General features: G+C 68.8%; 18 protein-coding genes and 1 tRNA gene. 10 read left to right on the top strand and 9 right to left on the bottom strand.

Annotation, left to right across the window (positions count from 1 at the left end; translation table 11 throughout):
• The 4 genes from V5E28_RS23615 to polA form a co-directional block, all read right to left on the bottom strand.
• Window positions 1-1,132 (bottom strand): epoxide hydrolase family protein (locus V5E28_RS23615; protein WP_336209207.1); only part of this gene is annotated, 1,132 nt, incomplete at its 3' end.
• Window positions 1,133-1,425: 293 nt separating this feature from the next.
• Window positions 1,426-2,907, bottom strand: coding sequence for a 30S ribosomal protein S1 (rpsA, locus tag V5E28_RS23610; RefSeq protein WP_336209206.1), 1,482 nt, complete (start codon window positions 2,905-2,907; stop codon window positions 1,426-1,428).
• 203 nt (window positions 2,908-3,110) lie between these two features.
• Window positions 3,111-4,169 carry a polysaccharide deacetylase family protein gene (locus V5E28_RS23605; protein WP_336209205.1) on the bottom strand — a complete coding sequence of 353 codons (1,059 nt, stop codon included), beginning with the start codon at window positions 4,167-4,169 and terminating at the stop codon, window positions 3,111-3,113.
• Window positions 4,170-4,372: 203 nt separating this feature from the next.
• Complete coding sequence (polA, locus tag V5E28_RS23600; protein WP_336209204.1) at window positions 4,373-7,060, bottom strand: DNA polymerase I; 2,688 nt, start codon at window positions 7,058-7,060, stop codon at window positions 4,373-4,375.
• A 131-nt stretch (window positions 7,061-7,191) separates the two neighbouring features.
• On the opposite strand from polA, the gene V5E28_RS23595 reads away from it, so the two are divergent.
• The 6 genes from V5E28_RS23595 to V5E28_RS23570 all read left to right on the top strand — a co-directional run bounded on the left by V5E28_RS23595 (window position 7,192) and on the right by V5E28_RS23570 (window position 12,407).
• Complete coding sequence (locus V5E28_RS23595) at window positions 7,192-7,536, top strand: PaaI family thioesterase (RefSeq protein WP_336209215.1); 345 nt, start codon at window positions 7,192-7,194, stop codon at window positions 7,534-7,536.
• 522 nt (window positions 7,537-8,058) lie between these two features.
• Window positions 8,059-9,210: a branched-chain amino acid ABC transporter permease gene (locus V5E28_RS23590; protein ID WP_336209203.1), complete on the top strand. Its 1,152-nt coding sequence runs from the start codon at window positions 8,059-8,061 to the stop codon at window positions 9,208-9,210.
• An 11-nt stretch (window positions 9,211-9,221) separates the two neighbouring features.
• Window positions 9,222-10,208 carry a branched-chain amino acid ABC transporter permease gene (locus V5E28_RS23585; RefSeq protein WP_336209202.1) on the top strand — a complete coding sequence of 329 codons (987 nt, stop codon included), beginning with the start codon at window positions 9,222-9,224 and terminating at the stop codon, window positions 10,206-10,208.
• Window positions 10,198-11,136, top strand: coding sequence for an ABC transporter ATP-binding protein (locus V5E28_RS23580; RefSeq protein ID WP_336209201.1), 939 nt, complete (start codon window positions 10,198-10,200; stop codon window positions 11,134-11,136). The genes V5E28_RS23585 and V5E28_RS23580 overlap by 11 nt, the downstream gene beginning before the upstream one ends.
• Entirely contained in the window at window positions 11,133-11,942 is an 810-nt protein-coding gene (locus tag V5E28_RS23575; RefSeq protein ID WP_442945856.1) for an ABC transporter ATP-binding protein, read from the top strand. The genes V5E28_RS23580 and V5E28_RS23575 overlap by 4 nt, the downstream gene beginning before the upstream one ends.
• A 66-nt stretch (window positions 11,943-12,008) precedes the next feature.
• Entirely contained in the window at window positions 12,009-12,407 is a 399-nt protein-coding gene (locus V5E28_RS23570; protein ID WP_336209200.1) for a hypothetical protein, read from the top strand.
• A gap of 69 nt (window positions 12,408-12,476) precedes the next feature.
• On the opposite strand, the gene V5E28_RS23565 is transcribed toward V5E28_RS23570, so the two are convergent.
• A complete protein-coding gene (locus V5E28_RS23565; protein ID WP_336209199.1) occupies window positions 12,477-13,772 on the bottom strand; it encodes an ABC transporter substrate-binding protein in 1,296 nt (431 codons plus the stop codon).
• Window positions 13,773-13,961: 189 nt separating this feature from the next.
• Between V5E28_RS23565 and V5E28_RS23560 the strand changes: the two genes are divergently transcribed.
• Window positions 13,962-14,813, top strand: a complete 852-nt coding sequence (locus V5E28_RS23560) for a hypothetical protein (RefSeq protein ID WP_336209198.1) — start codon at window positions 13,962-13,964, stop codon at window positions 14,811-14,813.
• A gap of 52 nt (window positions 14,814-14,865) precedes the next feature.
• Here V5E28_RS23560 and V5E28_RS23555 read toward each other — a convergent pair whose 3' ends face one another.
• Entirely contained in the window at window positions 14,866-16,155 is a 1,290-nt protein-coding gene (locus V5E28_RS23555; RefSeq protein WP_336209197.1) for an ABC transporter substrate-binding protein, read from the bottom strand.
• Between the two features lie 150 nt (window positions 16,156-16,305).
• Entirely contained in the window at window positions 16,306-16,890 is a 585-nt protein-coding gene (locus V5E28_RS23550; protein WP_336209196.1) for an ANTAR domain-containing response regulator, read from the bottom strand.
• A gap of 105 nt (window positions 16,891-16,995) precedes the next feature.
• Here V5E28_RS23550 and V5E28_RS23545 point away from each other — a divergent pair.
• Window positions 16,996-17,078 (top strand) — tRNA-Leu (locus V5E28_RS23545).
• Window positions 17,079-17,094: 16 nt separating this feature from the next.
• On the opposite strand, the gene V5E28_RS23540 is transcribed toward V5E28_RS23545, so the two are convergent.
• On the bottom strand, window positions 17,095-18,030 hold the full coding sequence (locus V5E28_RS23540; protein WP_336209195.1) for an acyltransferase domain-containing protein: 936 nt from the start codon (window positions 18,028-18,030) through the stop codon (window positions 17,095-17,097).
• A gap of 229 nt (window positions 18,031-18,259) precedes the next feature.
• Between V5E28_RS23540 and V5E28_RS23535 the strand changes: the two genes are divergently transcribed.
• On the top strand, window positions 18,260-18,709 hold the full coding sequence (locus tag V5E28_RS23535; protein WP_336209194.1) for a pyridoxamine 5'-phosphate oxidase family protein: 450 nt from the start codon (window positions 18,260-18,262) through the stop codon (window positions 18,707-18,709).
• A 50-nt stretch (window positions 18,710-18,759) separates the two neighbouring features.
• On the top strand, window positions 18,760-19,728 hold the full coding sequence (gene dapD / locus V5E28_RS23530; RefSeq protein WP_336209193.1) for a 2,3,4,5-tetrahydropyridine-2,6-dicarboxylate N-succinyltransferase: 969 nt from the start codon (window positions 18,760-18,762) through the stop codon (window positions 19,726-19,728).
• A 66-nt stretch (window positions 19,729-19,794) separates the two neighbouring features.
• Here the strand turns inward: dapD and pyk are convergent, their stop codons facing one another.
• Window positions 19,795-21,225 (bottom strand): pyruvate kinase, encoded by a 1,431-nt coding sequence (pyk, locus tag V5E28_RS23525; protein WP_336209192.1) that lies wholly within the window; start codon window positions 21,223-21,225, stop codon window positions 19,795-19,797.
• Between the last annotated feature and the right edge of the window lie 22 nt (window positions 21,226-21,247).

The raw sequence follows: 21,247 nt of genomic DNA, 5'->3' as shown, positions 1-21,247 counted from the left end.
GCAGGGCGAAGAACGCGCGGAGGTCGGTGACCAGGCTGTCCGGCGCGGCCATGGCCACCATGTGGCTGGGGCTGGAGTGGCCGCCCCAGTGCACGAGGCGATTACGGCGCTCGGCGATCCGGCGGAAGATCCCCGGCCCGCCGTGCGACACCCCGGTGGGTACGGCGTCCTGGTCGATGGGCATGCCGGCGGCGCCCTCGTAGTAGGTCCACGAGGAGGAGGCGCCGGTGGCGGTCAGCCAGTAGAGGGAGGCGTTGGTGAGCAGCAGGTCGCGGGAGATGGGCTCGGCCGGCTTCGGCTTCTCACCGGGCCAGCCGTCGAACTCGTGGAACCGCTCGACCAGGTAGGCGAGCTGGGCGACGGGCGAGTCGGTGAAACCGTGGCCGAGCGTCTGCGGGCGGGCGGCGAGGTAGGGGCCGTAGCCGCTGCCGCCCGTCATCCACGCGCTCGCCTCCTCGAGTTCCGCCAGCTCCTCGCCGGTGGCGCCGTCCAGCTCGGCGGGGTCGCCGGTGGGGATGCCGAGGCCTCCGGTGATGTGCGCGCCGATCACGTGGTCGCTGTCGAGCGCGGCCAGCTGGGGCGTGACCAGGGCGCCCGCGTCGTTGCCGTGCGCGCCGTAGCGGGTGTAGCCGAGCCTGCTCATCAGCTCCGCCCAGGTGCCGGCCACCCGGGAGACGCTCCACGGCCGCTCGTCGGCGGGCTCGGGGAACGGCGAGAAGCCGAAGCCGGGCAGGGAGGGAGCCACCACGTGGAAGGCGGTGGCCGGGTCGAGGCCGTGCGCCCGCGGGTCGGTGAGCGGCCCGATGACGTCGAGGAACTCGGCGACGGAGTTCGGCCAGCTGTGCGTCATGATCAACGGCAGGGCGTGCGGCTCCGGCGACCGCGCGTGCAGGAAGTGGATGCGCTGGCCGTCGATCTCGGTGGTGAGCTGCGGGAAGGAGTTCAGCTTCGCTTCCTGTGCCCGCCAGTCGAACTCGTCGGCCCAGTATGTGGCCAGCTCGCGCAGGTAGGCCACCGGCACCCCGCGCTGCCAGCCCGCCCCCGGCAGCTGCCGTGCCCACCGGGTGCGGTGGATACGGTCGCGGAGATCGTCGAGGTCGGCCTGCGGGATGTCGATGCTGAAGGGCTTCATGTGGACCACCATGCCGGCCAATGCGGAAGACTTCTTTCCGCATTGGTTCAGGCTGATGGGAGTTTCTCCACCATCCGCCGCGCGAACCGAAGTCCTCTCCGCGTTCACCGCGCGGACCGAACCGGATCCGTGTCCACCGCGCGGACCGGTTTCCTCTCCGCGTTCACCCGGCGGACCGGACCGAGTCCGCCGTGGCAGGCAGATCGCGGGCGCGGTCCGTACTGGCCGGCGGGGACGCGAAAGGCCCCGCACGAACCCGTGCGGGGCCTTTCTACGATCCGGCTACCAGAGCGTCAGCTCTGGCCGCCCGCGAGCTTCTCACGCAGAGCCGCGAGAGCCTCGTCCGAGGCCAGCGCACCAGCGGCCGGAGCCGACGAGGAGCTGCTGGACGGAGCCTGCGTCTCGCCGCTGTAGGTCGAAGGAGCCGCCTCGCCCGCTTCGGCCTCGGCCTTGCGCGCCTCCTCGATCTGCTTGCGGTGAGCGTCGAAGCGGGTCTGAGCCTCGGCGTACTGCCGCTCCCACTCCTCACGCTGCTTGTCGAAGCCCTCGAGCCACTCCCCGGTCTCCGGGTCGAAGCCCTCCGGGTAGATGTAGTTGCCCTGGTCGTCGTAGGTCGCAGCCATGCCGTAGAGGGTCGGGTCGAACTCGACCTCGGTGCCGACACCCTCGTTGGCCTGCTTCAGCGAGAGGCTGATGCGGCGACGGTCGAGGTCGATGTCGATGATCTTCACGAAGATCTCGTCGCCGACCTGGACGACCTGCTCCGGGATCTCCACGTGGCGCTCGGCCAGCTCGGAGATGTGGACCAGGCCCTCGATGCCCTCCTCGACCCGGACGAACGCGCCGAACGGCACCAGCTTGGTGACGCGGCCCGGAACGACCTGGCCGATCTGGTGGGTGCGGGCGAACTGCTGCCACGGGTCTTCCTGGGTGGCCTTGAGCGACAGGGAGACGCGCTCGCGCTCCATGTCCACGTCGAGGACCTCGACCGTGACCTCCTGGCCGACTTCGACGACCTCGGAGGGGTGATCGATGTGCTTCCAGGACAGCTCGGACACGTGGACCAGGCCGTCGACGCCGCCGAGGTCCACGAAGGCGCCGAAGTTGACGATCGAGGAGACGACGCCCTTGCGGACCTGACCCTTCTGCAGGGTGTTGAGGAACGTCTGGCGAACCTCGGACTGCGTCTGCTCGAGCCAGGCGCGGCGCGACAGAACCACGTTGTTGCGGTTCTTGTCGAGCTCGATGATCTTCGCCTCGAGCTCGCGGCCGACGTACGGCTGCAGGTCGCGGACACGGCGCATCTCGACCAGGGACGCCGGCAGGAAGCCACGGAGGCCGATGTCGAGGATGAGTCCACCCTTGACGACCTCGATGACGGTGCCGGTGACGATGCCGTCCTCGTCCTTGATCTTCTCGATCGTGCCCCAGGCGCGCTCGTACTGAGCACGCTTCTTGGACAGGATCAAGCGCCCTTCCTTGTCCTCCTTCTGGAGAACCAGGGCTTCGACGTGCTCGCCGACTTCCACGACGTCCGCGGGGTCGACATCGTGCTTGATCGAAAGCTCACGCGAGGGAATGACTCCCTCGGTCTTGTAGCCGATATCGAGAAGGACCTCGTCTCGATCGACCTTGACGACGGTGCCCTCGACGATGTCGCCGTCGTTGAAGTACTTGATGGTCTCGTCGATCGCTGCGAGGAAGGCTTCCTCGGACCCGATGTCGTTGACCGCTACCTGCGGGGTGCTCGAGGTGGCCTCAGTGCTGGACGTCATGTGTGGAATTGCTCCGAACGCGGACAGGATGTCGATGTGGCGGATGCGCGGCAGGCCCTCTTCCGCATCAAGCCGATGAATGACGACGTCGACGTGACCGAGCGCGAGCCCGCTCCGTCTGAGGCGCGCGCGAGCCCACAGCGCAGCGATCAGCATATGAGACCATCGGCCCGGGGTCAATCCGACCGGCACATCCGCCGCGCCTAGTAGGCGTTGAGCAGCGGTTTGCGCTTGGCCTGGATATTACCCCTGAGCCTGCCCGGGACGGAGATCCGGTCCGGGTCACCGTCGGAGACGTAGCGCTCACCAGGGTGCTTGTTCAGCCACTCCAGCCAGTACTGCGAGCACCATCTGCGGCACTCGCCCTTCTTGCCGTTGCTCTGGATCCGCTGGATCGCCCCGCGATCGAACTTTCTGGCGTACGGCGAGAGCGAGGGCTCCGCCCCTGCGAGGAAAACTCCCGCGAAATCGTAATCCACGCCTTCCCAGGTGCCGCTGCGTGCCGCCTTCTTCGAGCGCGGCATCGACCCGTAGGGCAGCGCCATGGTCGCGGACGAGCCGGCCCCCAGCTTGCGCAGGAGCCGCTCGACCTTGGCGATCTGCTTGCGCACCTTCTTCGTCGGCAGCGTCCTCAGGTTGGGATGCGACCAGGTGTGGTTGGCCACCTCGAACCCGTTGCCGACCAGCCACCGCACGGCCGCCGCCTGCTCCTGCTCGGTCTGCAGGCCGAACGGGGTGTGGTTGACCCAGAACGTGGCGACGGGCCGGAAGCCCGGATACTTCGCGGCCACCTGTAACAGGATCGCCACGGCCGTGCCGGGCGCGGGATTGCCTGCGGCGTCGAGGGCGAAGTGGCTGGGATGCCCGTCGTCGAAGGTCAGCACGACAGGGAACCGGCCCGCCGGCACCCGGATGTCGCCGGTGGCGAACTCCCTGGCGCTGATGGGCACGTACCCCTGCTTGGCGAGCTTCTCGAACTCCTGCCGCAGCTGCGCGGGCGTGCGGTCGATCGAGGCACGCCGCTTCTTGGCGATGCGGTGGTACATCAGCACCGGGACCAGGCCGAGCTCGTTGGCCTTGACCTGCTTGGCGAACTCGGGCGTGGCCACGACCCCCGGCGGCTGCCCCACCTCGTCGGGCCGCAGGGTCGGCCGGGCCGGCTGGGTGGTGGATCGTTCCCTGGCGGAGGCCCCCGGCGGGGCGGCCGCAGGACCGGCGGACGGCACGAGCATGAGCCCGATGATCGCTACGAGCACGACCACGACGTTCGCTATGCCGATGATCCGCGTGAGGGACGCTGACGACCGCACAAAACTCCCGTGCCACTCGGGGAAAATTCCTCCACAGGGTAGTGCAGAACCACCCCGTCATCGGCGTGCCCACCACAGACCAGGCCGATCATGAAAAAGTGGCTATGCCCCGCCGTACACGGACGAAACGCGCGGTATGGCGGGGCGGCACGGGCTCAGTGACCGGCGTCCTCCCACGTGCGGCCGACGCCGACGGACACCTCCAGCGGCACCCGCAGGTGGTAGGCGGCGTTCATCTGGTCGGTCACGAGCTGCCGTAGCTGCTCCAGCTCGCCGGGCGCCACCTCGAAGACCAGCTCGTCGTGGACCTGCAACAGCATCCGCGAGCCCAGCCCCTCCTCGCGCAGCGCCTGCCGCACGTGGAGCATCGCGACCTTGATGATGTCGGCGGCCGAGCCCTGGATGGGGGCGTTGAGGGCCATCCGCTCGGCCATCTCGCGCCGCTGGCGGTTGTCGCTGGTCAGGTCCGGCAGGTAGCGGCGGCGGCCCATCATGGTCTCGGTGTAGCCGTTGGTGCGCGCCTGCCGCACGATCTCCTGCAGGAAGTCGCGGACGCCGCCGAACTCGGTGAAGTATTCCTCCTTGAGCGCCCGCGCCTCCGCCACCGGGATGTTGAGCTGGCCGGACAGCCCGAAGTCGGACAGGCCGTAGGCGAGGCCGTAGTTCATGGCCTTGATGCGGGCCCGCAGCTCGCCGTCGATCTGCTCGGGCGGCAGGTCGAAGACCCGGGCCGCGGTCGCCTGGTGGAAGTCGTGACCCGACTCGAAGGCCTCGATCAGCGACTCGTCACCCGACAGGTGGGCCATGATGCGCAGCTCGATCTGGCTGTAGTCGGCCGTCAGCAGCGTCTCGTAGCCCTCGCCGACGACGAAGCCCTGCCGGATGCGGCGGCCCTCGGCGGTGCGGATCGGGATGTTCTGCAGGTTGGGCTTCTCCGACGACAGGCGGCCCGTCGCGGCGATGATCTGGTTGAAGGTGGTGTGGATGCGCCCGTCGTCGGCGATCTCCTTGATCAGGCCTTCGACCGTGGTGCGCAACTTGGTCTGGTCACGGTGGCGGAGCATGATCGTCGGCAGCTCGTGCTCGCTCTGGGTGGCGAGCCAGGCGAGCTGGTCGGCGTCCGTGCTGTAGCCGGTCTTGATCTTCTTCGTCTTGGGCAGGCCGAGCTTGACGAACAGGACCTCCTGCAGCTGCTTGGGAGAGCCGAGGTTGAACTGCTCGCCGACCGACCGGTGCGCCTCCTCGACCGCGTGCTTGACGGCCGCGCCGAACTCGGCCTCCAGGCCGGTGAAGTATTCGCTGTCGACCGCGATGCCCGCGCGCTCCATCTCGGCCAGCACGGTGATCAGCGGCAGCTCCAGGTCGTCGACGAGCTGGGTGCCGCCCCGGCCGGCCAGGAAGCTCTCCAGGGCCTCGGCCAGCTCGCGCACGGCGTGGGCGCGCAGCGCCAGATCCTTGGCGGGGGCGTCCTCGTCGTCGCCGAACAGCGTGGCCTGCCCGTCAGGCTCGGCCTCGGCCCGCAGGTCGCGGTTGAGGTAGCGCCGGGCGAGGTCCTCCAGCGTGAACGTGCGCTGGCCCGGCATCGCCAGATAGGCGGCCAGGGCGGTGTCGCAGGTCAGGCCGCGCAGCTCCATGCCCTGCGCCCACAGCGCCAGGATCGGCCCCTTGGCGTCGTGCACGGCCTTCGGCTTGGACTCGTCTGCCAGCCAGGCGCGCAGGGCCGCCTCGTCGGCCTCGGTCAGCTTGACCGGGTCGATGTGGGCCGCCGTGCCGCCGGAGGCGATGGCGATGGAGTCGATGCGGCCGGTGCCGCTGCCGTAGACGCCCTTGAAGGCCACCCCCGCGCGGCCCGCGGGCAGCGCGGCCAGCCAGCCGGCCACCCGGTCGGGGCCGAGGATGACGGTCTCGACCTCGAAGCCCTGGTCGGGCTCCTGCTCGCCGGTGCCGAGCACCTTGAACACCCGCTCGCGCAGCTCGCCGCGGATCTGCAGGGTGTCGAACAGCTTGTTGACCTCTTCGCGCTCCCAGACGCCCTGCTGGAGCTCGGCCAGGTCGGCCTCCAGCGGCACGTCGCGCAGCAGCTCGGTCAGGCGCCGGTTCATCAGCACCTGGGCGACATGCTCGCGGAGCTTGTCGCCGACCTTGCCCTTGACCTCGTCCACCCGGTCGACCAGCGCGGTCAGCGAGCCGAACTCGCGCACCCACTTGGCGGCGGTCTTCTCCCCCACGCTGGGGATGCTGAGCAGGTTGTCGCTCGGGTCGCCGCGCAGCGCCGCGAAGTCGGGATACTGCTCCGGGGTCAGGCCGTACTTCTCCTGGACCGCATCGGGCGTGAACCGGGTCATGTCGCTGATGCCGCGCCGCGTCATCAGGACCGTGACGTTGTCGTTGACCAGCTGCAGCGCGTCGCGGTCGCCGGTCACGATGAGCACGCTCATGCCCTCGGCGTCGGCGCGGGTGGCGAGGGTGGCGATCAGGTCGTCGGCCTCGAAGCCCGCCTTGGACAGCCGCGGCACCCGCAGCGTGTCGAGCAGCTCGAAGATGAGCTGCATCTGGCCGCGGAAGTCCTCGGGCGTCTCGCTCCTGTTGGCCTTGTACTCGGCGTATTCCTCGTGCCGGAACGTCGGCTCCGAGCGGTCGAAGGCGACCGCCACATGGGTCGGCCGCTCGTCGCGCAGGATGTTGGTCAGCATCGAGGTGAACCCGTAGACCGCCTCGGTGTGCTGACCGTCGGTGGTCATGAGGTTGGCGTCCTTGAGCGCGTAGAAGGCGCGGTAAGCCAGGGAATGTCCGTCAAGCAGCAGCAGGCACGGACGGCTGGGGGTCACTTCACTCTTCGGCACACGAGCAGCCTAGTCTCCAACTGCGACAGAAAACCCGAGCTCGAATGACTGGAGGCGTCCCCTTGACGCAGTTGAATCCCGCAGGCGCCGCCGAGTTCGCGGCCGCGCACGAGGGCACGCTGGCCGAGCGGATGGGAATCGAGTTCCTCGAGGCCGGCGCGGAGCGCGTCGTCGGCCGGATGCCGGTGGCGGGCAACACGCAGCCGTACGGCCTGCTGCACGGTGGAGCGTCGGTCGTGCTGGCCGAGACGCTGGGTTCGACCGGCGCCGCGATCCACGCGGGGCCCGAGCGGATCGCCGTCGGCATCGAGATCAACGCCACCCACCACCGCTCGGCGACGTCGGGTTACGTCACGGGCGTGGCCACCCGGTTGCACGGCGGCCGCTCGCTGGCCAGCTACGAGATCGAGATCACCGACGAGGAGGGGCGGCGCGTCTGCACCTCCCGCCTCACCTGCATGCTGCGCGACCGCTGAACCGGCGCTCACCCTTTGCACAGGGTGCCCATGGCTCGCTACGGTTGTAGGTCAGCAGAGCCCGCGGGGAGGCCGAGTAGATAACGGTGAGGCGACACGGGCCTCACATGGTCCCAAAGGCCTCCCCGCGGGCTCGTTACGATCAAGCACCCGCTTGTAAGAACTCAGTTAAATCATGGCGCCAGGCGTGACCCCTCACTTAGCCCCTGACCTGGTGTTTGTTTGCTCACATCAGTGACACACACATGTCACTAATTGGTGACGAACGATCCTGAACCGGGCGCGGCCACAATAAGCTCCCGCCACAGCATCCCAGTTGTGCCTGCGATGCCCGCGTGTCGAGATGGAGGGGCACAACCCCGCCTTGACCTATCTGAGGGAGCACCATTGCGCAGAGCCGTGATCGCGTTCACGGCCTTCATGAGTGGACTCATACTCTTGCTCGCCGCTCCGGCCCATGCGGCCGATCCGGAACAGAGCTTGAGGGGTTCACTCAAACTCCAAGGCCAGCCAGTGAACGGCGTGAAAATCGTCGTGACCACCGAGAGCGGACAACCCGTTCAAGAGGTCACCAGTAACGCCCAGGGCACCTGGGAGGTCCCGGTCGACAAGCCGGGCTCGTACAAGGTCACACTGGATGTCAGCAGCCTCCCCAAGGATGTCGAGATCCGCGGGGGCAACAACGTCCGCACGCCCACCGTGTACGAGGGCAACCCCGCCACCGTGCTGTTCGCCCTGCAGGCCAAGTCCGCGGCGGGTCAGCCGCAGGACGACGGCGGCACGCAGAGCGCGTTCTGGCAGCGAGCGGCCCAGCTGACCTTCGAGGGACTGAATCTGGGGCTGATCATCGCGCTCGCCGCGCTCGGTCTGTCCCTCATCTACGGCACCACCGGGCTGACCAACTTCGCCCACGGCGAGCTCGTCACGCTCGGCGCGCTGCTCGCCTACGGCTTCAACACCGGCATCGGGCTGCATCTCATCCCGGCGGCCTGTCTCGCGGTCATCGCGGCCGGCGGGCTGGGCTACGCGCAGGACAGGTTCTTCTGGGGGCAGCTCCGCAGGCGGGGCACCGGCATCATCGCCATGATGATCGTCTCGATCGGCGTGGCGCTGTTCCTGCGCTATCTGTTCCTCATCCTGTTCGGCGGCCAGAGCGAGTCCTTCGCCCAGTACAACGCCCAGCCCGGCATCCAGGTCGGCCCGATCTCCGCGGCGCCCAAGAACTTCGTCGCCATGGGCATCGAGCTGCTGGTCCTGATCGTGGTCGGCATCGCGCTGCTGCGGACCCGCACCGGAAAGGCGGCCCGCGCGGTCGCCGACAACCCGGCGCTCGCGGCCTCCTCCGGCATCAACGTCGACCGGGTCATCCGGATCATCTGGACCATGGGCGGCGCCATCGCGGCGCTGGCCGGCATCATGCTCGGCCTGTCGCAGAACCTGAAGTTCACCATGGGCCAGGACATCCTGCTGCTCATCTTCGCCGGCGTCACGCTCGGCGGGCTCGGCACCGCGTTCGGCGCGCTCGTCGGCTCCATCATCGTCGGCCTGTTCATCCAGGTGTCCACCCTCTGGGTGCCGCCGGAGCTCAAGAGCGTCGGCGCGCTGGCCGTACTCATCATCGTGCTCCTCTTCCGGCCACAGGGCATCCTGGGCCGCCGCGAGCGGATCGGCTGACGGGGGGAACCATGGACTGGACCACAATCATCTCCACCACCGTCAAGGCCGCCATCGGCGTCGAGACGGTCTGGTACGCGCTCGCCGCGATCGGCATCAACATCCACTTCGGTTACACCGGTCTGCTCAACTTCGGGCAGTCGGCGTTCCTCGCGGTCGCCGGCTACGGCCTGGCCGTCACCGTCACGGTGCTCGGGCTGCCGTTCTGGATCGGCATCGGGGTCGGCCTGGCCGCCGCGGTGCTGCTGGCCGTCGTGCTGGGCATTCCCACACTGCGTCTGAGAGCCGACTATCTGGCCATCGTCACCATCGCGGCGGCCGAGATCGTCAGACTCGTCTTCCGCTCGGTGGCGTTCAAGGACATCTTCGGCGGCTCCGACGGCCGGCGCGGCTTCTCCGACGGCTTCTACGAGATGAACCCCTTCCCGCCAGGGACGTACGGCTTCGGCTGGTTCACCTTCAACGAGCGGCTGCTCTGGGTGCTCGTCGTCGGCTGGATCCTGGTCGGCATCTCCTGCCTGATCGTCTACCTGCTCATGAAGAGCCCGTGGGGCCGCGTGCTCAAGGCGATCCGCGAGGACGAGGACGCGGTGCGCAGCCTGGGCAAGAACGTCTTCTCCTACAAGATGCAGTCGCTGATCCTCGGCGGCGTCATCGGCAGCCTCGGCGGCTTCATCTACGGGCTGGCCTTCGCCTCGGTCCAGCCCGACATCTTCGGCACCGAGACGACCTTCTTCGCCTACACGATCGTGATCCTCGGCGGCGCCGCCCGGGTGTTCGGCCCCGTCGTCGGTTCGATGATCTTCTGGGTGTTGCTGGTGCTGGTCAACGGCGTGCTCAGCGGGGCGGTCGAGTCCGGGCTCATCACGTTCATGGACTCCACCCAGGTCGGCCCGTTCCGCTTCCTGCTGGTCGGGCTCGGACTGATCCTCTTGCTCGTCTACCGACCACAGGGCATCTTCGGGGACAAGAGGGAGATAGCACTCGATGCACGCTGAAAGCACTGTCAAGGATCAGAAAGCGGCCGCACTGGCCGCGTTCAAGGATCTCGCGCGCGACCCCGGCGTGCCCAAGCCCGACCCGATCCTGGTGGTCGACAACGTGGTGCGCCGCTTCGGCGGCCTCACCGCGGTCGAGGTCGGGCACATCGAGGTCCAGCGCGGCTCCATCACCGCGCTGATCGGCCCCAACGGGGCGGGCAAGACCACCTTCTTCAACCAGCTGACCGGCTTCGACACCGCCGACTCCGGCCAGTGGACGTTCAACGGCCGCGCCATGAACGGCGTGCCGGCGCACAAGGTGGCCCGCGCGGGCATGGTGCGCACGTTCCAGCTCACCAAGGCGCTGTCCAAGCTCACGGTGCTGGAGAACATGCGGCTGGGCGCGCAGGCGCAGAAGGGCGAGAACTTCTGGCGGGCTCTGGTGCCCGGCCTGTGGCGCGGCCAGGAGGACGAGATCACCGAGCGGGCCGACGAGTTGCTGGCCCGGTTCAAGCTCGACGCCAAGCGCGAGGACTTCGCCGGATCGCTGTCCGGCGGCCAGCGCAAGCTGCTGGAGATGGCCCGCGCGCTCATGGTCCGGCCCGAGCTGGTCATGCTCGACGAGCCGATGGCCGGCGTCAACCCGGCCCTCACCCAGTCGCTGCTCGGCCACGTCAAGGACCTGCGCGAGCAGGGCATGACCGTGCTGTTCGTCGAGCACGACATGGACATGGTGCGCGACATCAGCGACTGGGTGATCGTCATGGCCCAGGGCAATGTGATCGCCGAGGGACCGCCCGCCACGATCATGTCCGACGAGCGGGTCATCGACGCCTACCTGGGCGCCCACCACGACGCGCCCCTCTCGGAGAGTGAGCTCGTGGAGCAGCTCCAGGAGGCCGAGCAGGCGCTCGAAGCCGAGATCGAGGAGGAGACGCAGAAGTGAACGCCGTCCCCGAATCCACGCCTGAATCCACGCCCGAATCCCAGGCGGCCGTCACCGACCGCAGCGCGCACCTGGCCGGCGCCGAGAACGCCGTCCTGCGCTGCGACGAGCTGATCGCCGGCTACCTGCCGGGCGTGAACATCCTCAACGGCTCCGACCTCTACGTGGGCGACGGTGAGCTGATCGGCATCATCGGCCCCAACGGAGCCGGTAAGTCGACCCTGCTCAAGGCCATGTTCGGGCTGGTCAACATCCGCAGCGGCACGGTGCTGCTGAAGGGCGAGGACATCACGAACATGAAGGCGCACGAGCTGGTCTCGCGGGGGGTCGGTTACGTCCCGCAGACCAACAACGTCTTCCCCAGCCTCACCATCGAGGAGAACCTCGAGATGGGCGCCTTCCAGGTGCCCGGCAAGTTCAAGGAGCGCTTCGAGTTCGTCGCCGAGCTGTTCCCGGCCCTCAAGGAGCGGCGCAAGCAGCGCGCGGGCTCCCTGTCGGGCGGCGAGCGGCAGATGGTGGCGATGGCGAGGGCGCTCATGACCGAGCCATCGGTGCTGCTGCTGGACGAGCCGTCGGCGGGTCTGTCGCCGAAGCTGCAGGACCTGGTGTTCATCCAGGCTCAGCAGATCAACAAGGCCGGCGTGACCGTGATCATGGTGGAGCAGAACGCCAGGCGCTGCCTGCAGATCTGCCACCGGGGTTACGTGCTCGACCAGGGCCGCAACGCCTACACCGGCACCGGCAGCGAGCTCGCTCAGGACCCCAAGGTCATCGAGCTCTACCTCGGCACCCTGGCCAAGGCCTGACCGGTACCCGCAAGAAACGGAGAAGGGGCTCCCCGCGGGCCCCTTCTCCGTTTTTTAATGAGCGATGTGAAACGCTTCGTGGCAATCGCGCTCATGCTGTCCGCCCTCACCGCCTGCCAGCAGGCTCCCGCCGCCGACGCCACGTACAGCACCGGCGGCGACCCGGCCGACGACCCGTGCGCGCGCGTGGTGTCGGCCATCGGCTACGCCGGCCTGCTGCTCGAGCCCGAGGGGCGCGAGGAGCGGCAGAACTTCGAGGACGCGGTCCTCGGCCGGCTGGCCGAGGTGCGCGGCATCACGCTCCAGTTCGGCTCCCGCCTGCCGGCCTCCCTGTCCACGGCCGTCCGTACGGTCCAGACAGCCACCGAGGAGCTGTCCCGGGCCGATGTGCCCAGGCAGGACCAGGTGGCCCTCCTCAGGCGCTACAGGGCCGCGGCGGGGCAGATTACGGCAGGCTGCGCGTAGCGGGCATGCGAAGGGCCCGGTCCCAGGGGGGAGGACCGGGCCCTTCGCGGGTGTTCAGCTCACGAGCGACTAGCCGGCGATGTTGCCGGTGCGGTACTCGAGCGCCTTGGTGGCGTACTTGTTGTCGTCGCCGTACTGGTAGATGCCGATGGTGGCGACCGCCGGGTCACCGGCCTCGTTGAACTCGACCGGACCGCTCACGCCGTCGTAGTCGATGTCCTTGCCGGCCTTCAGCAGCTCGGCGCAGGTCTTGAAGTCCTTGCACTTCTCGCCGCCCTTGCTGACCTCGGCCAGCTTGGCCGCGACCGCGGTGCCGTTGTCGGTCTTGGCGGCCTCGGTGGCCAGCGCGAGCAGGTTGGCGGCGTCGTAGGACTCGGGGGCGTAGCTGAAGTCCTCGAGCTTGGGGTCGATGCCGAGCAGCTTCTGCTGGAACTCCTCCGGAGCGGCGGCGCCGGGGATGGTGCCCTTGACGCCCTTCAGGGTGCCCTTGGGCATCTTGACGTAGTTGGTGTTGGAGGTGTTGCCGTCGACCATGTACCATTTGTGCTTGTCAGCAGGCAGGCCCTGCTTGACGAGCTCCTGGATGATCTTGGCGGTCTCCTCGAAGCCGATGAGCACGATGGCCTTGGGGCTCTTGGCCTTGAGCTTGGCCACGTCGGCGGAGAAGTCGGCCGCCTTCGGGTCGTAGTCGATGCGCTCGACCACTTCGCCGCCACTGTCCTGGACGGTCTTGGCGACCTGGTCGGCCAGGCCGGTGCCGTAGGAGTCCTGCATGGCCAGGATGCCGACCGTGTCGCTGCCGTCGGCCACGATCAGGTCACCGAGCACCCGGCCCTGCAGCTTGTCCGGGGGCGAGGTGCGGAAGTAGAGGCCCTTGTCCGCGATGGTGGTGAACTTGTCGGAGGTGTTGGCGGGCGAGAAGTGCACCACGCCGGCACCCGTGATCTTGTCGATCACGGACTCGGACACCGACGAGGACGCCGCGCCGATGATGGCGTCGGCCTTCTGCGCCAGCAGCTTGTCCACCGACTGCGAGGCGATGTTCGTGGTGGTGTCGCCCGAGTCGGTGTGGATCTTCGCCACCGGCTTGCCGAGCACGCCGCCGGCCTCGTTGATCTCCTTGACCGCCAGGTCCACACCGGCGAACTCGGGCGGGCCGAGGAAAGCCAGCGACCCGGTCTGCGGCAGCAGCGTGCCGAGGGTGAGGACGCCGTCGCCCTCCGCCGCGGGGGCCGCCGCGGAAGATGACGCGGTCGAGGGCGAGGGTGGTGCGGCGGTGTCGCTGCCACCACCGCAAGCTGTCAGGGCGAGGCCGGTGACAGCCACGACAGCTAGCGCCCGCCCCATGGGAGCAATGCGGATCATGAAGTAATCTCCTTCATTCCAGGCCGGGATCCGTCAGCACCGCCGAGCGTTCCCGATCGAATGACGGAAACGTACAAAATGCCTGTACGTACATGCCAGTCATGCAGGTGAACTGTCGGCACTGTGATGCTGAGTCGTAACCAGTCCTCAACTTACGAGGGCGGCCGGATCATGCCTATGGTGCGTCGGGTGAGCCGTGTTTCGGTCTACCTCATCCTCGCAGGGTTCCTGTCCGGCTGCGGCGGCCCGTCGCCGCAGGCCACTCCGTCGAGTGATCCACCGGCCGGCCTGTCCGTCTCCCTGGCCCAGTGGCGCTCCGACGAGCCCGTCCACGGGATGCAGGTGGCCGTCCGGAACACGAGCGGGACACCGGTGTACTTCGCCGACGTCCAGCTCGTCACTCCGTCGTTCGAGACACTGCCGGCGCAGAAGGCCGACACGACCATCCAGCGCACCGACAGGACGGACCTTCCCATCCCCTACGGCAAGGCCGTCTGCTCGCCCGAGGGCCTGCCGGAGGTGCGGCCCGCCACCGTGGTGGCCCACCTGCGCACCGGCTCCGAGCAGGCGCTGCGCCGGGTCGTGTTCAAGGTGCCGCACCCGGACCCGCTGCTGGCCAGGCTGGTGCGCGACGAGTGCTCCGAATATCTGATCAAGCAGGCGGCCGACATCTCCTTCGGTCCCGGATGGCGGCGCGAGGGCGAGGCGATGCGCGGCACCCTCACGCTGACCCGCCGCGGACCGGGCACCGTCGCCGTGCACTCCATCGGCGGCACCACCCACTACATCGCCGCGCCGGTGGGCAAGGCGAACCCGCTGGTGGAGCTGGGCGCGCAGGCGTCGCGGGCGGAGGCGCCGATCGAGCTCACCCCCGGCCGCTGTGACCCGCACGCCTTCGCCGAGGCCAAGAAGGCGTTCCAGTTCCCCGTCCGGGCCAGCGTCGACGGGGGCGTGGAACGCGTGGTCATCGTCGCGCCGCCCAAGCCGGTGCAGGACCGCCTCATCGACTACGCGCTGGACGCGTGCGGCCTGGGCGGCTGACGGCGCGGATGTCCGAAAGGCCCCAGATCGAGGCCTTTCGGACGTCGATAGCTCAGCCGGCGATGTTGCCCTTGCGGTACTCCAGCGCCTTCCCCGCGTCGAAGGTGTTGTCCGCGCCGTACTGGTAGACCCCGATCGTCGCCACCGACGGGTCACCCGCGTCGTTGAAGTCCACCGGGCCGCTGACGCCGTCGTAGTCGATGTCCTTGCCCGCCTTCAGCAACTCGGCGCACCCCTGGAAGTCCTCGCACTTCTCGCCGCCCTTGCTGACCTCGCCCAGCTTGGCCGCCACCGGCACGCCCGCGTCGTCCTTCGCCGCCTCGGCGGCCAGCGCGATCAGCATCGCCGCGTCGTACGCCTCCGCCGCGTAGGTGTACTCCTCCAGCTCCGGATCGACGCCCAGCAGCCGCTTCTGGAAGGCCTCCGGCGCCGAGGCGCCCGGGATCGTACCCTTGACCCCTTTCAGGGTGCCCTTCGGAACCTGCCGGAAGTTGGTGTTCGACATGTTCCCGTCGACCATGTACCACTTGTGCTTGGCCGCCGACACCCCCTGCTTGACCAGCTCCTGCACCACCTTGGACGTCTCCTCGAAGCCGATCAGCACGATCCCCTTCGGGTTCGCCGCCTTGATCTTCGCCACGTCCGCCGAGAAGTCGGCCGCCTTCGGGTCGTAGTCCACCCGCTCGACCACCTCGGCGCCCCCCTCCTCGGCCGTCTGCGTTAGCTGGTCGGCCAGGCCCGACCCGTAGGAGTCCTGCATGGCCAGGATGCCGACCGTGTCGTTGCCGTCGGCCACCACCAGGTCGCCGAGGACCCGCCCCTGCAACTTGTCCGGCGGAGCCGTACGGAAGTAGAGCCCGTCGTCCTTGATGGTGGTGAACTCGTCGGAGGTGTTCGCGGGCGAGAACTGGATGACTCCCGCGCGGGTCACCTTGTCGATGATCGACTCCGACACCGAGGACGACGCGGCCCCTATGATCGCGTCGGCCTTCTGTGCCAGCAGCTTGTCCACCGACTGCGAGGCGATGTTCGTGGTCGTGTCACCGGAATCGGTGTGGATCGTGGTCACCGGTTTGCCGAGCACCCCGCCGGCCTCGTTGATCTCCTTGATCGCCAGATCGACTCCGGCGAACTCCGGCGGCCCCAGGTAGGCCAGCGAACCCGTCTGCGGCAGCACCGTGCCGATGGTCAGCGTGCCGTCCCCCTTGGCCGCCTGCGCGGTGGCCGGGGCGGACGCGGAGCCCGTGGCGCTCGGCGCGGTGGTCGTGCCTCCGCCGCCACAGGCCGCCAGCGCCAGGCACGCCGCGGTGGCGGCGGCCAGCACACGAGAATTGCGGATCATCGAAAGCGTCTCCGTTCGTGATGAGCGGACCTTCCGTCCGCCCATCAGGATCTGCCGGGACGCCTCTGGCGAAAGACACCGAAGCCGGTTGGATGCCCAGTCGTGACCGCACCACAACCCATGACGCGAAATTTGCTGATATAAGCCCGTTTAGCCGTGGTCGGCTACGTCGTCTATAACGATCTGGGCAACCTCGCGCATGCTCAACCGGCGATCCATCGACGCCTTTTGGATCCACCGGAAGGCCTGGGGCTCGCTCCACCCGTGCTTGGACATCAGCTGCCCCTTGGCCCGCTCGACCAGCTTGCGCGTCTCCAGCCGCTCCGACAGGCTCGACACCTCGGAGGCGAGCGCCACCATCTCCTCGTGCCTGCTCACCGCCATCTCGATCGCGGGCACCAGATCGGCCTTGGTGAACGGCTTGACCAGATAGGCCATCGCCCCCGCGTCCCTGGCCCGTTCGACCAGGTCACGCTGGGAGAACGCGGTGAGGATCAGGCACGGCGCGATCCGCTCTGACACGATCCGCTCGGCGGCCGAGATGCCGTCGAGGATCGGCATCTTGACGTCGAGGATGACGAGGTCGGGCCGCAGCTCCGTGGCGAGCCGGATCGCCGTCTCGCCGTCACCCGCCTCCCCCACGACGATGTAGCCGTCTTCCTGGAGCATCTCCTTGAGGTCGAGGCGGATCAGTGCCTCGTCTTCCGCGATCACCACTCGCCGCTGCGTACTCACGAGCGCAAGAGTACCGATGTCCGGTAGATTAGATCCACGCCGGTGCCCTCCGCTGGTTCACTTCAGAGGCGAGGTACGGCGCATTTCCGGACAAGTCTGGAAATTGCCGGAATGGTGGAATGGCAGACACTGACGCCTCAAAAGCGTCTGCTCGAAAGGGCGTGCGGGTTCGAATCCCGCTTCCGGCACTCCCCCTGGACGTCGTCACGACTCCCGCAGGAGCAGCCAGCCTGCCGTGCCGTGCCAGGACCGGCCGGCACGAAGGTGATCACCGATCGCACGCTCCAGCGTGGTCCCGCGAGGCAGCTCGGCGCGCTCGGCCCCGAAGACGAACGAGATGACGCCGCCGTCGCCCTCTGCCTTGTAGATCTGCCGGAACCTGCGCTGAAACCGGATGATGTTCGAATCCTCCGGCAGATACTCGGCCAGTTGGTCGTCCAGCAGCCAGGAGTGGCAGACCGCGACGCGCGGATCCTCTCGCGGGAAGTGGCGGGGGAAGAACTCCCTGGCACGGGCGAAGGCCGCGTCGCAGGCGGCGGGGGTCAGGGGGCCGAGGAAGTCCGGGATGTGCACGGAGAGCACCGGGTCGCCGGGCTCGCAGCTCACGCCCGCGGCGGTGACCGCCTCGTGGGTACGCGTGCCGATCCGGGCACGCTGGAACTGCAACCGCCCGAGGTCGTAGTTCAGGCCGCGGAAGTGCAGCGTGAGCCAGACCGGAGCGTCCACCCCTCCGGTGCCGTGCTTCCTGCGGTGCACGGCCATGTTGCGGCCGAGATCGGCCAGGGTGCGCCGGGACACCTCGTCCGCGACGCCCAGGCGGCGATGGTAGGCCCGCACGTGCGGCGCGGCGGCGAGGAACACGTACACGTAGAAGTAAGGATCGGCGGACGCAGGCAGCGGCGGGAACGGCGGCGGGTCGTCCAGCTCGCCCATGGTGGAGACGAGGGAGCCGACGCAGCGCTCCAGCAGCCACCACGCCTCGCTACCGGGCCTGGGCACGCCCGCCAGGACGCCGCCCACGTCCTCGTGCGGCACGGTCAGGCGCAGGAGCTCTCCGGCGAGATCCGGCGGCAGGACGACCTCCTGAGGGCCGATCCTCTCCAGGTGTTCGAGCCAGGCGGAGGGCAGAAGATCTCTCATGTGCCCGAACGTTAGAGCCGGCCGGTGACGCCGTACAGAGCGGCCCCCGAACCAGCACGAAAATCCCATATACCGGACCAAGGTGAGGCCACGCCGTACGCTGTCGAAGCGCCGCCGCCCGGGTAGGCACCGGGTCATGCCGGGGCGAAGAATGCGTAAGCCGTGCGCTTCACGGCGACCGGTTCGGGCCCGGCGTGGAGTAGCCGTCCGATCTCGGGTGATGTACACGATGACGGTGCGATCTTCGGAGGTGGGCGTGATGGGGTTGAGCGCGGAAGAGCGGGCGAAGTTCCTGGCCGAGCCGCACATCGCCGCGGTGGCCGTGGACGCCGGGCCGGAGCGGGCGCCGCTGAGCGTGCCCATCTGGTACGACTACGAGCCCGGCGGCGAGGTGCGGTTCCTGACGGGCGCGGACTCGGTGAAGGCCAGGCTGATCGCCAAGGCGGGACGGCTCACGCTGCTGGTCCAGCGGACAAGCCCGACTTACCGTTACGTTTCGGTCGAAGGGCCGGTGACCGGATCCGGTCCCACCCTGCTGGCGGAGCTGACCCGGATCGCCTCGCGCTACCTTCCGGTCGAGGCGGTGCCGGGATACGTGGAGGGGTCGGACCTCAACGCGCTCGTCACGTTTCGGATGCGGCCGCAGCGGTGGCTGTCGGCCGATCTCGGGGTGCTCTGACCAGCAGCGGCTTCGGACGCCGGCGAGCGGATCGCGGTATTTTGAGGCACGTGACTGCTATCGATCCCACCGTGACCGGCGCCTACGGCGTCGGGCTCGCCACCATCGCCGCCGACGGCACCGTACTCGACACCTGGTTTCCCGCGCCGGAGCTGGGCGACCCGCCCGTCACCGGCACCGAGCGGCTGGCCGCCGAGGAGGCCGGGGAACTGGCCGCCCTGGTCGGCCCCGACCCGGCCAGGGGCGTCGAGGTGGTGGCGGTGCGCACCGGCATCGCCAAGCTCTCCGAGGCGCCGCTCGACGCCCACGACGCCTACCTCCGGCTGCACCTGCTCTCCACCCGCCTGGTGAAGCCACACGGACTGAGCCTCGACGGCATCTTCGGCAAGCTCGCCAACGTGGTGTGGACCAGCTACGGGCCGTGCCCCGTCGACGGCTTCGAGCAGACGCGGATGCGCCTGCGGTTGCGCGGCGAGGGCGCGGTCGCGGTGTACGGCGTGGACAAGTTCCCGCGGATGGTCGACTACGTGATGCCCACGGGCGTGCGCATCGCCGACGCCGACCGGGTGCGGCTCGGCGCCCACCTGGCCGGCGGCACCACGGTCATGCACGAGGGCTTCGTCAACTTCAACGCCGGCACGCTCGGCGCGTCCATGGTCGAGGGCAGGATCTCGGCCGGCGTGGTCGTCGGCGAGGGCTCCGACGTGGGCGGCGGCGCCTCCATCATGGGCACGCTGTCGGGCGGCGGCACGCAGGTCATCTCGATCGGCGAGCGCTGCCTGGTGGGCGCGAACGCCGGCGTCGGCATCTCCCTGGGCGACGACTGCGTGGTGGAGGCGGGGCTCTACGTCACGGCGGGCACCAAGGTGGCCCTGCCCGACGGGAGCGTCGTCAAGGCCAAGCAGCTGTCGGGCTCGAACGGGATTCTGCTGCGCCGCAACTCCCAGACCGGCGCGGTCGAGGCCGTTCCCCGCAACGGCGGCGGCGTCGAGCTCAACTCGGCCCTGCACGCGAACTGACCCTCTGACAGAGGCGCCGGAAGCGGAGAGGGCCGCACCCGGAGTGCGGCCCTTCTTCCACCCGGATCAGTTCGCGTGGGACACCGCGGAGCCGATGGTGTGGACGCGCAGGGCGTTGGTGGAGCCGTGGGTGCCGGGAGGCGAGCCCGCGACGATGACCACCTTGTCCCCCTTCTCCAGGCGGCCGAGCGACAGCAGCGACGCCTCCACCTGCCTGACCATGTCGTCCGTGTGGTGCACGAACGGCACCTGGAACGTCTCCACACCCCACGTCAGCGACAGTTGGCCGCGCACGTGCGGGGAGGAGGTGAAGGCCAGCAGCGGGATCGGCGAGCGGTAGCGGGCCAGGCGGCGGGCCGTCTCTCCGGACATGGTGAACGCCACCAGCGCCTTGGCGCCCACGATGGCGCCGACCTCGGCGGCCGCCCGGGCGATGGCGCCGCCCGTGGTCTCCGGCATGCGCTCGAGGGTGTGGGTGGCCTGCAGGTAGGACTTCTCGGCCGCGCAGGCGATGCGGTCCATGGTGGCCACCGACTCGATCGGGTAGTTGCCGACCGAGGTCTCGCCCGACAGCATGACGGCGTCGGCGCCGTCCATGACGGCGTAGGCGACGTCGGACGCCTCGGCCCGGGTGGGGCGCGGGGCGCTCATCATCGAGTCGAGCATCTGGGTGGCGACGATGACCGGGCGGGCCTTCTCGCGGCAGAGCGAGATGATGCGGCGCTGGACGATCGGGACCTGCTCCAGCGGCAGCTCGACGCCGAGGTCGCCGCGGGCGACCATGATGCCGTCGAAGGCCTCGATGATCTCGGGGAGGCGCTCCACGGCCTGCGGCTTCTCGATCTTGGCGAGCAGCGGGAGGCGCACGGCCTCCTGCTCCATGATGTTGCGCACCACGTCGGCGTCGGAGGGGCGGCGGACGAACGACAGGGCGATCATGTCGCAGCCGGTGCGCAGCGCCCAGCGCAGGTCGGCCTCGTCCTTGTCGGTGAGCGCCGGGGCGCTGACGTTGATGCCGGGCAGGTTGAGGCCCTTGTTGTCGGAGATCATGCCGCCGATGACGACGCGGGTGATGACGCGGTCGCCGTCGATCCGGGTGGCCTCCAGGACGAGGCGGCCGTCGTCGACCAGGATCGTGTCGCCGGGGCGCACGTCGCCCGGCAGGCCCTTGTAGGTGGTGGAGACCTGCTCGCGGTCGCCGGGAACGTCTTCGGCGGTGATGGTGAAGACGTCGCCGAAGCCGAGACGGACCGGCCCTTCCTCGAACTTGCCGACACGGATCTTGGGGCCCTGCAGGTCCGCGAGCACGCCTACGCCGCGGCCTAGGTCTGCCGCCACCTCCCTGACCCGGTCGTAGACCTCTCTGTGCATGTCATGATTGCCATGGCTGAGGTTGAACCGTGCTACGTCCATGCCCGCGGCGATGAGCTCGCGCAGGCGTTCAGGAGAGGACGTGGCTGGGCCTAGGGTGCAGACGATTTTCGCGCGACGAGTCACGAGTCCTACCTTAATTGGTACA

Origin of the sequence: Nonomuraea sp. LPB2021202275-12-8, from assembly GCF_037044575.1 — a bacterium.
Classification (GTDB): Bacteria; Actinomycetota; Actinomycetes; order Streptosporangiales; family Streptosporangiaceae; genus Nonomuraea.
This window is presented reverse-complemented; position numbering and strand designations above follow the sequence as displayed.

Excerpts from the sequence above, each read along its gene's own strand:
- V5E28_RS23540 (WP_336209195.1), bottom strand. The coding sequence starts at position 18,030 with ATGAGAGATCTTCTGCCCTCCGCCTGGCTCGAACACCTGGAGAGGATC.
- V5E28_RS23535 (WP_336209194.1), top strand. The coding sequence starts at position 18,260 with ATGACGGTGCGATCTTCGGAGGTGGGCGTGATGGGGTTGAGCGCGGAA.
- rpsA (WP_336209206.1), bottom strand. The coding sequence starts at position 2,907 with ATGACGTCCAGCACTGAGGCCACCTCGAGCACCCCGCAGGTAGCGGTC.
- V5E28_RS23565 (WP_336209199.1), bottom strand. The coding sequence starts at position 13,772 with ATGATCCGCATTGCTCCCATGGGGCGGGCGCTAGCTGTCGTGGCTGTC.
- V5E28_RS23585 (WP_336209202.1), top strand. The coding sequence starts at position 9,222 with ATGGACTGGACCACAATCATCTCCACCACCGTCAAGGCCGCCATCGGC.
- V5E28_RS23580 (WP_336209201.1), top strand. The coding sequence starts at position 10,198 with ATGCACGCTGAAAGCACTGTCAAGGATCAGAAAGCGGCCGCACTGGCC.
- V5E28_RS23595 (WP_336209215.1), top strand. The coding sequence starts at position 7,192 with ATGGGAATCGAGTTCCTCGAGGCCGGCGCGGAGCGCGTCGTCGGCCGG.
- V5E28_RS23555 (WP_336209197.1), bottom strand. The coding sequence starts at position 16,155 with ATGATCCGCAATTCTCGTGTGCTGGCCGCCGCCACCGCGGCGTGCCTG.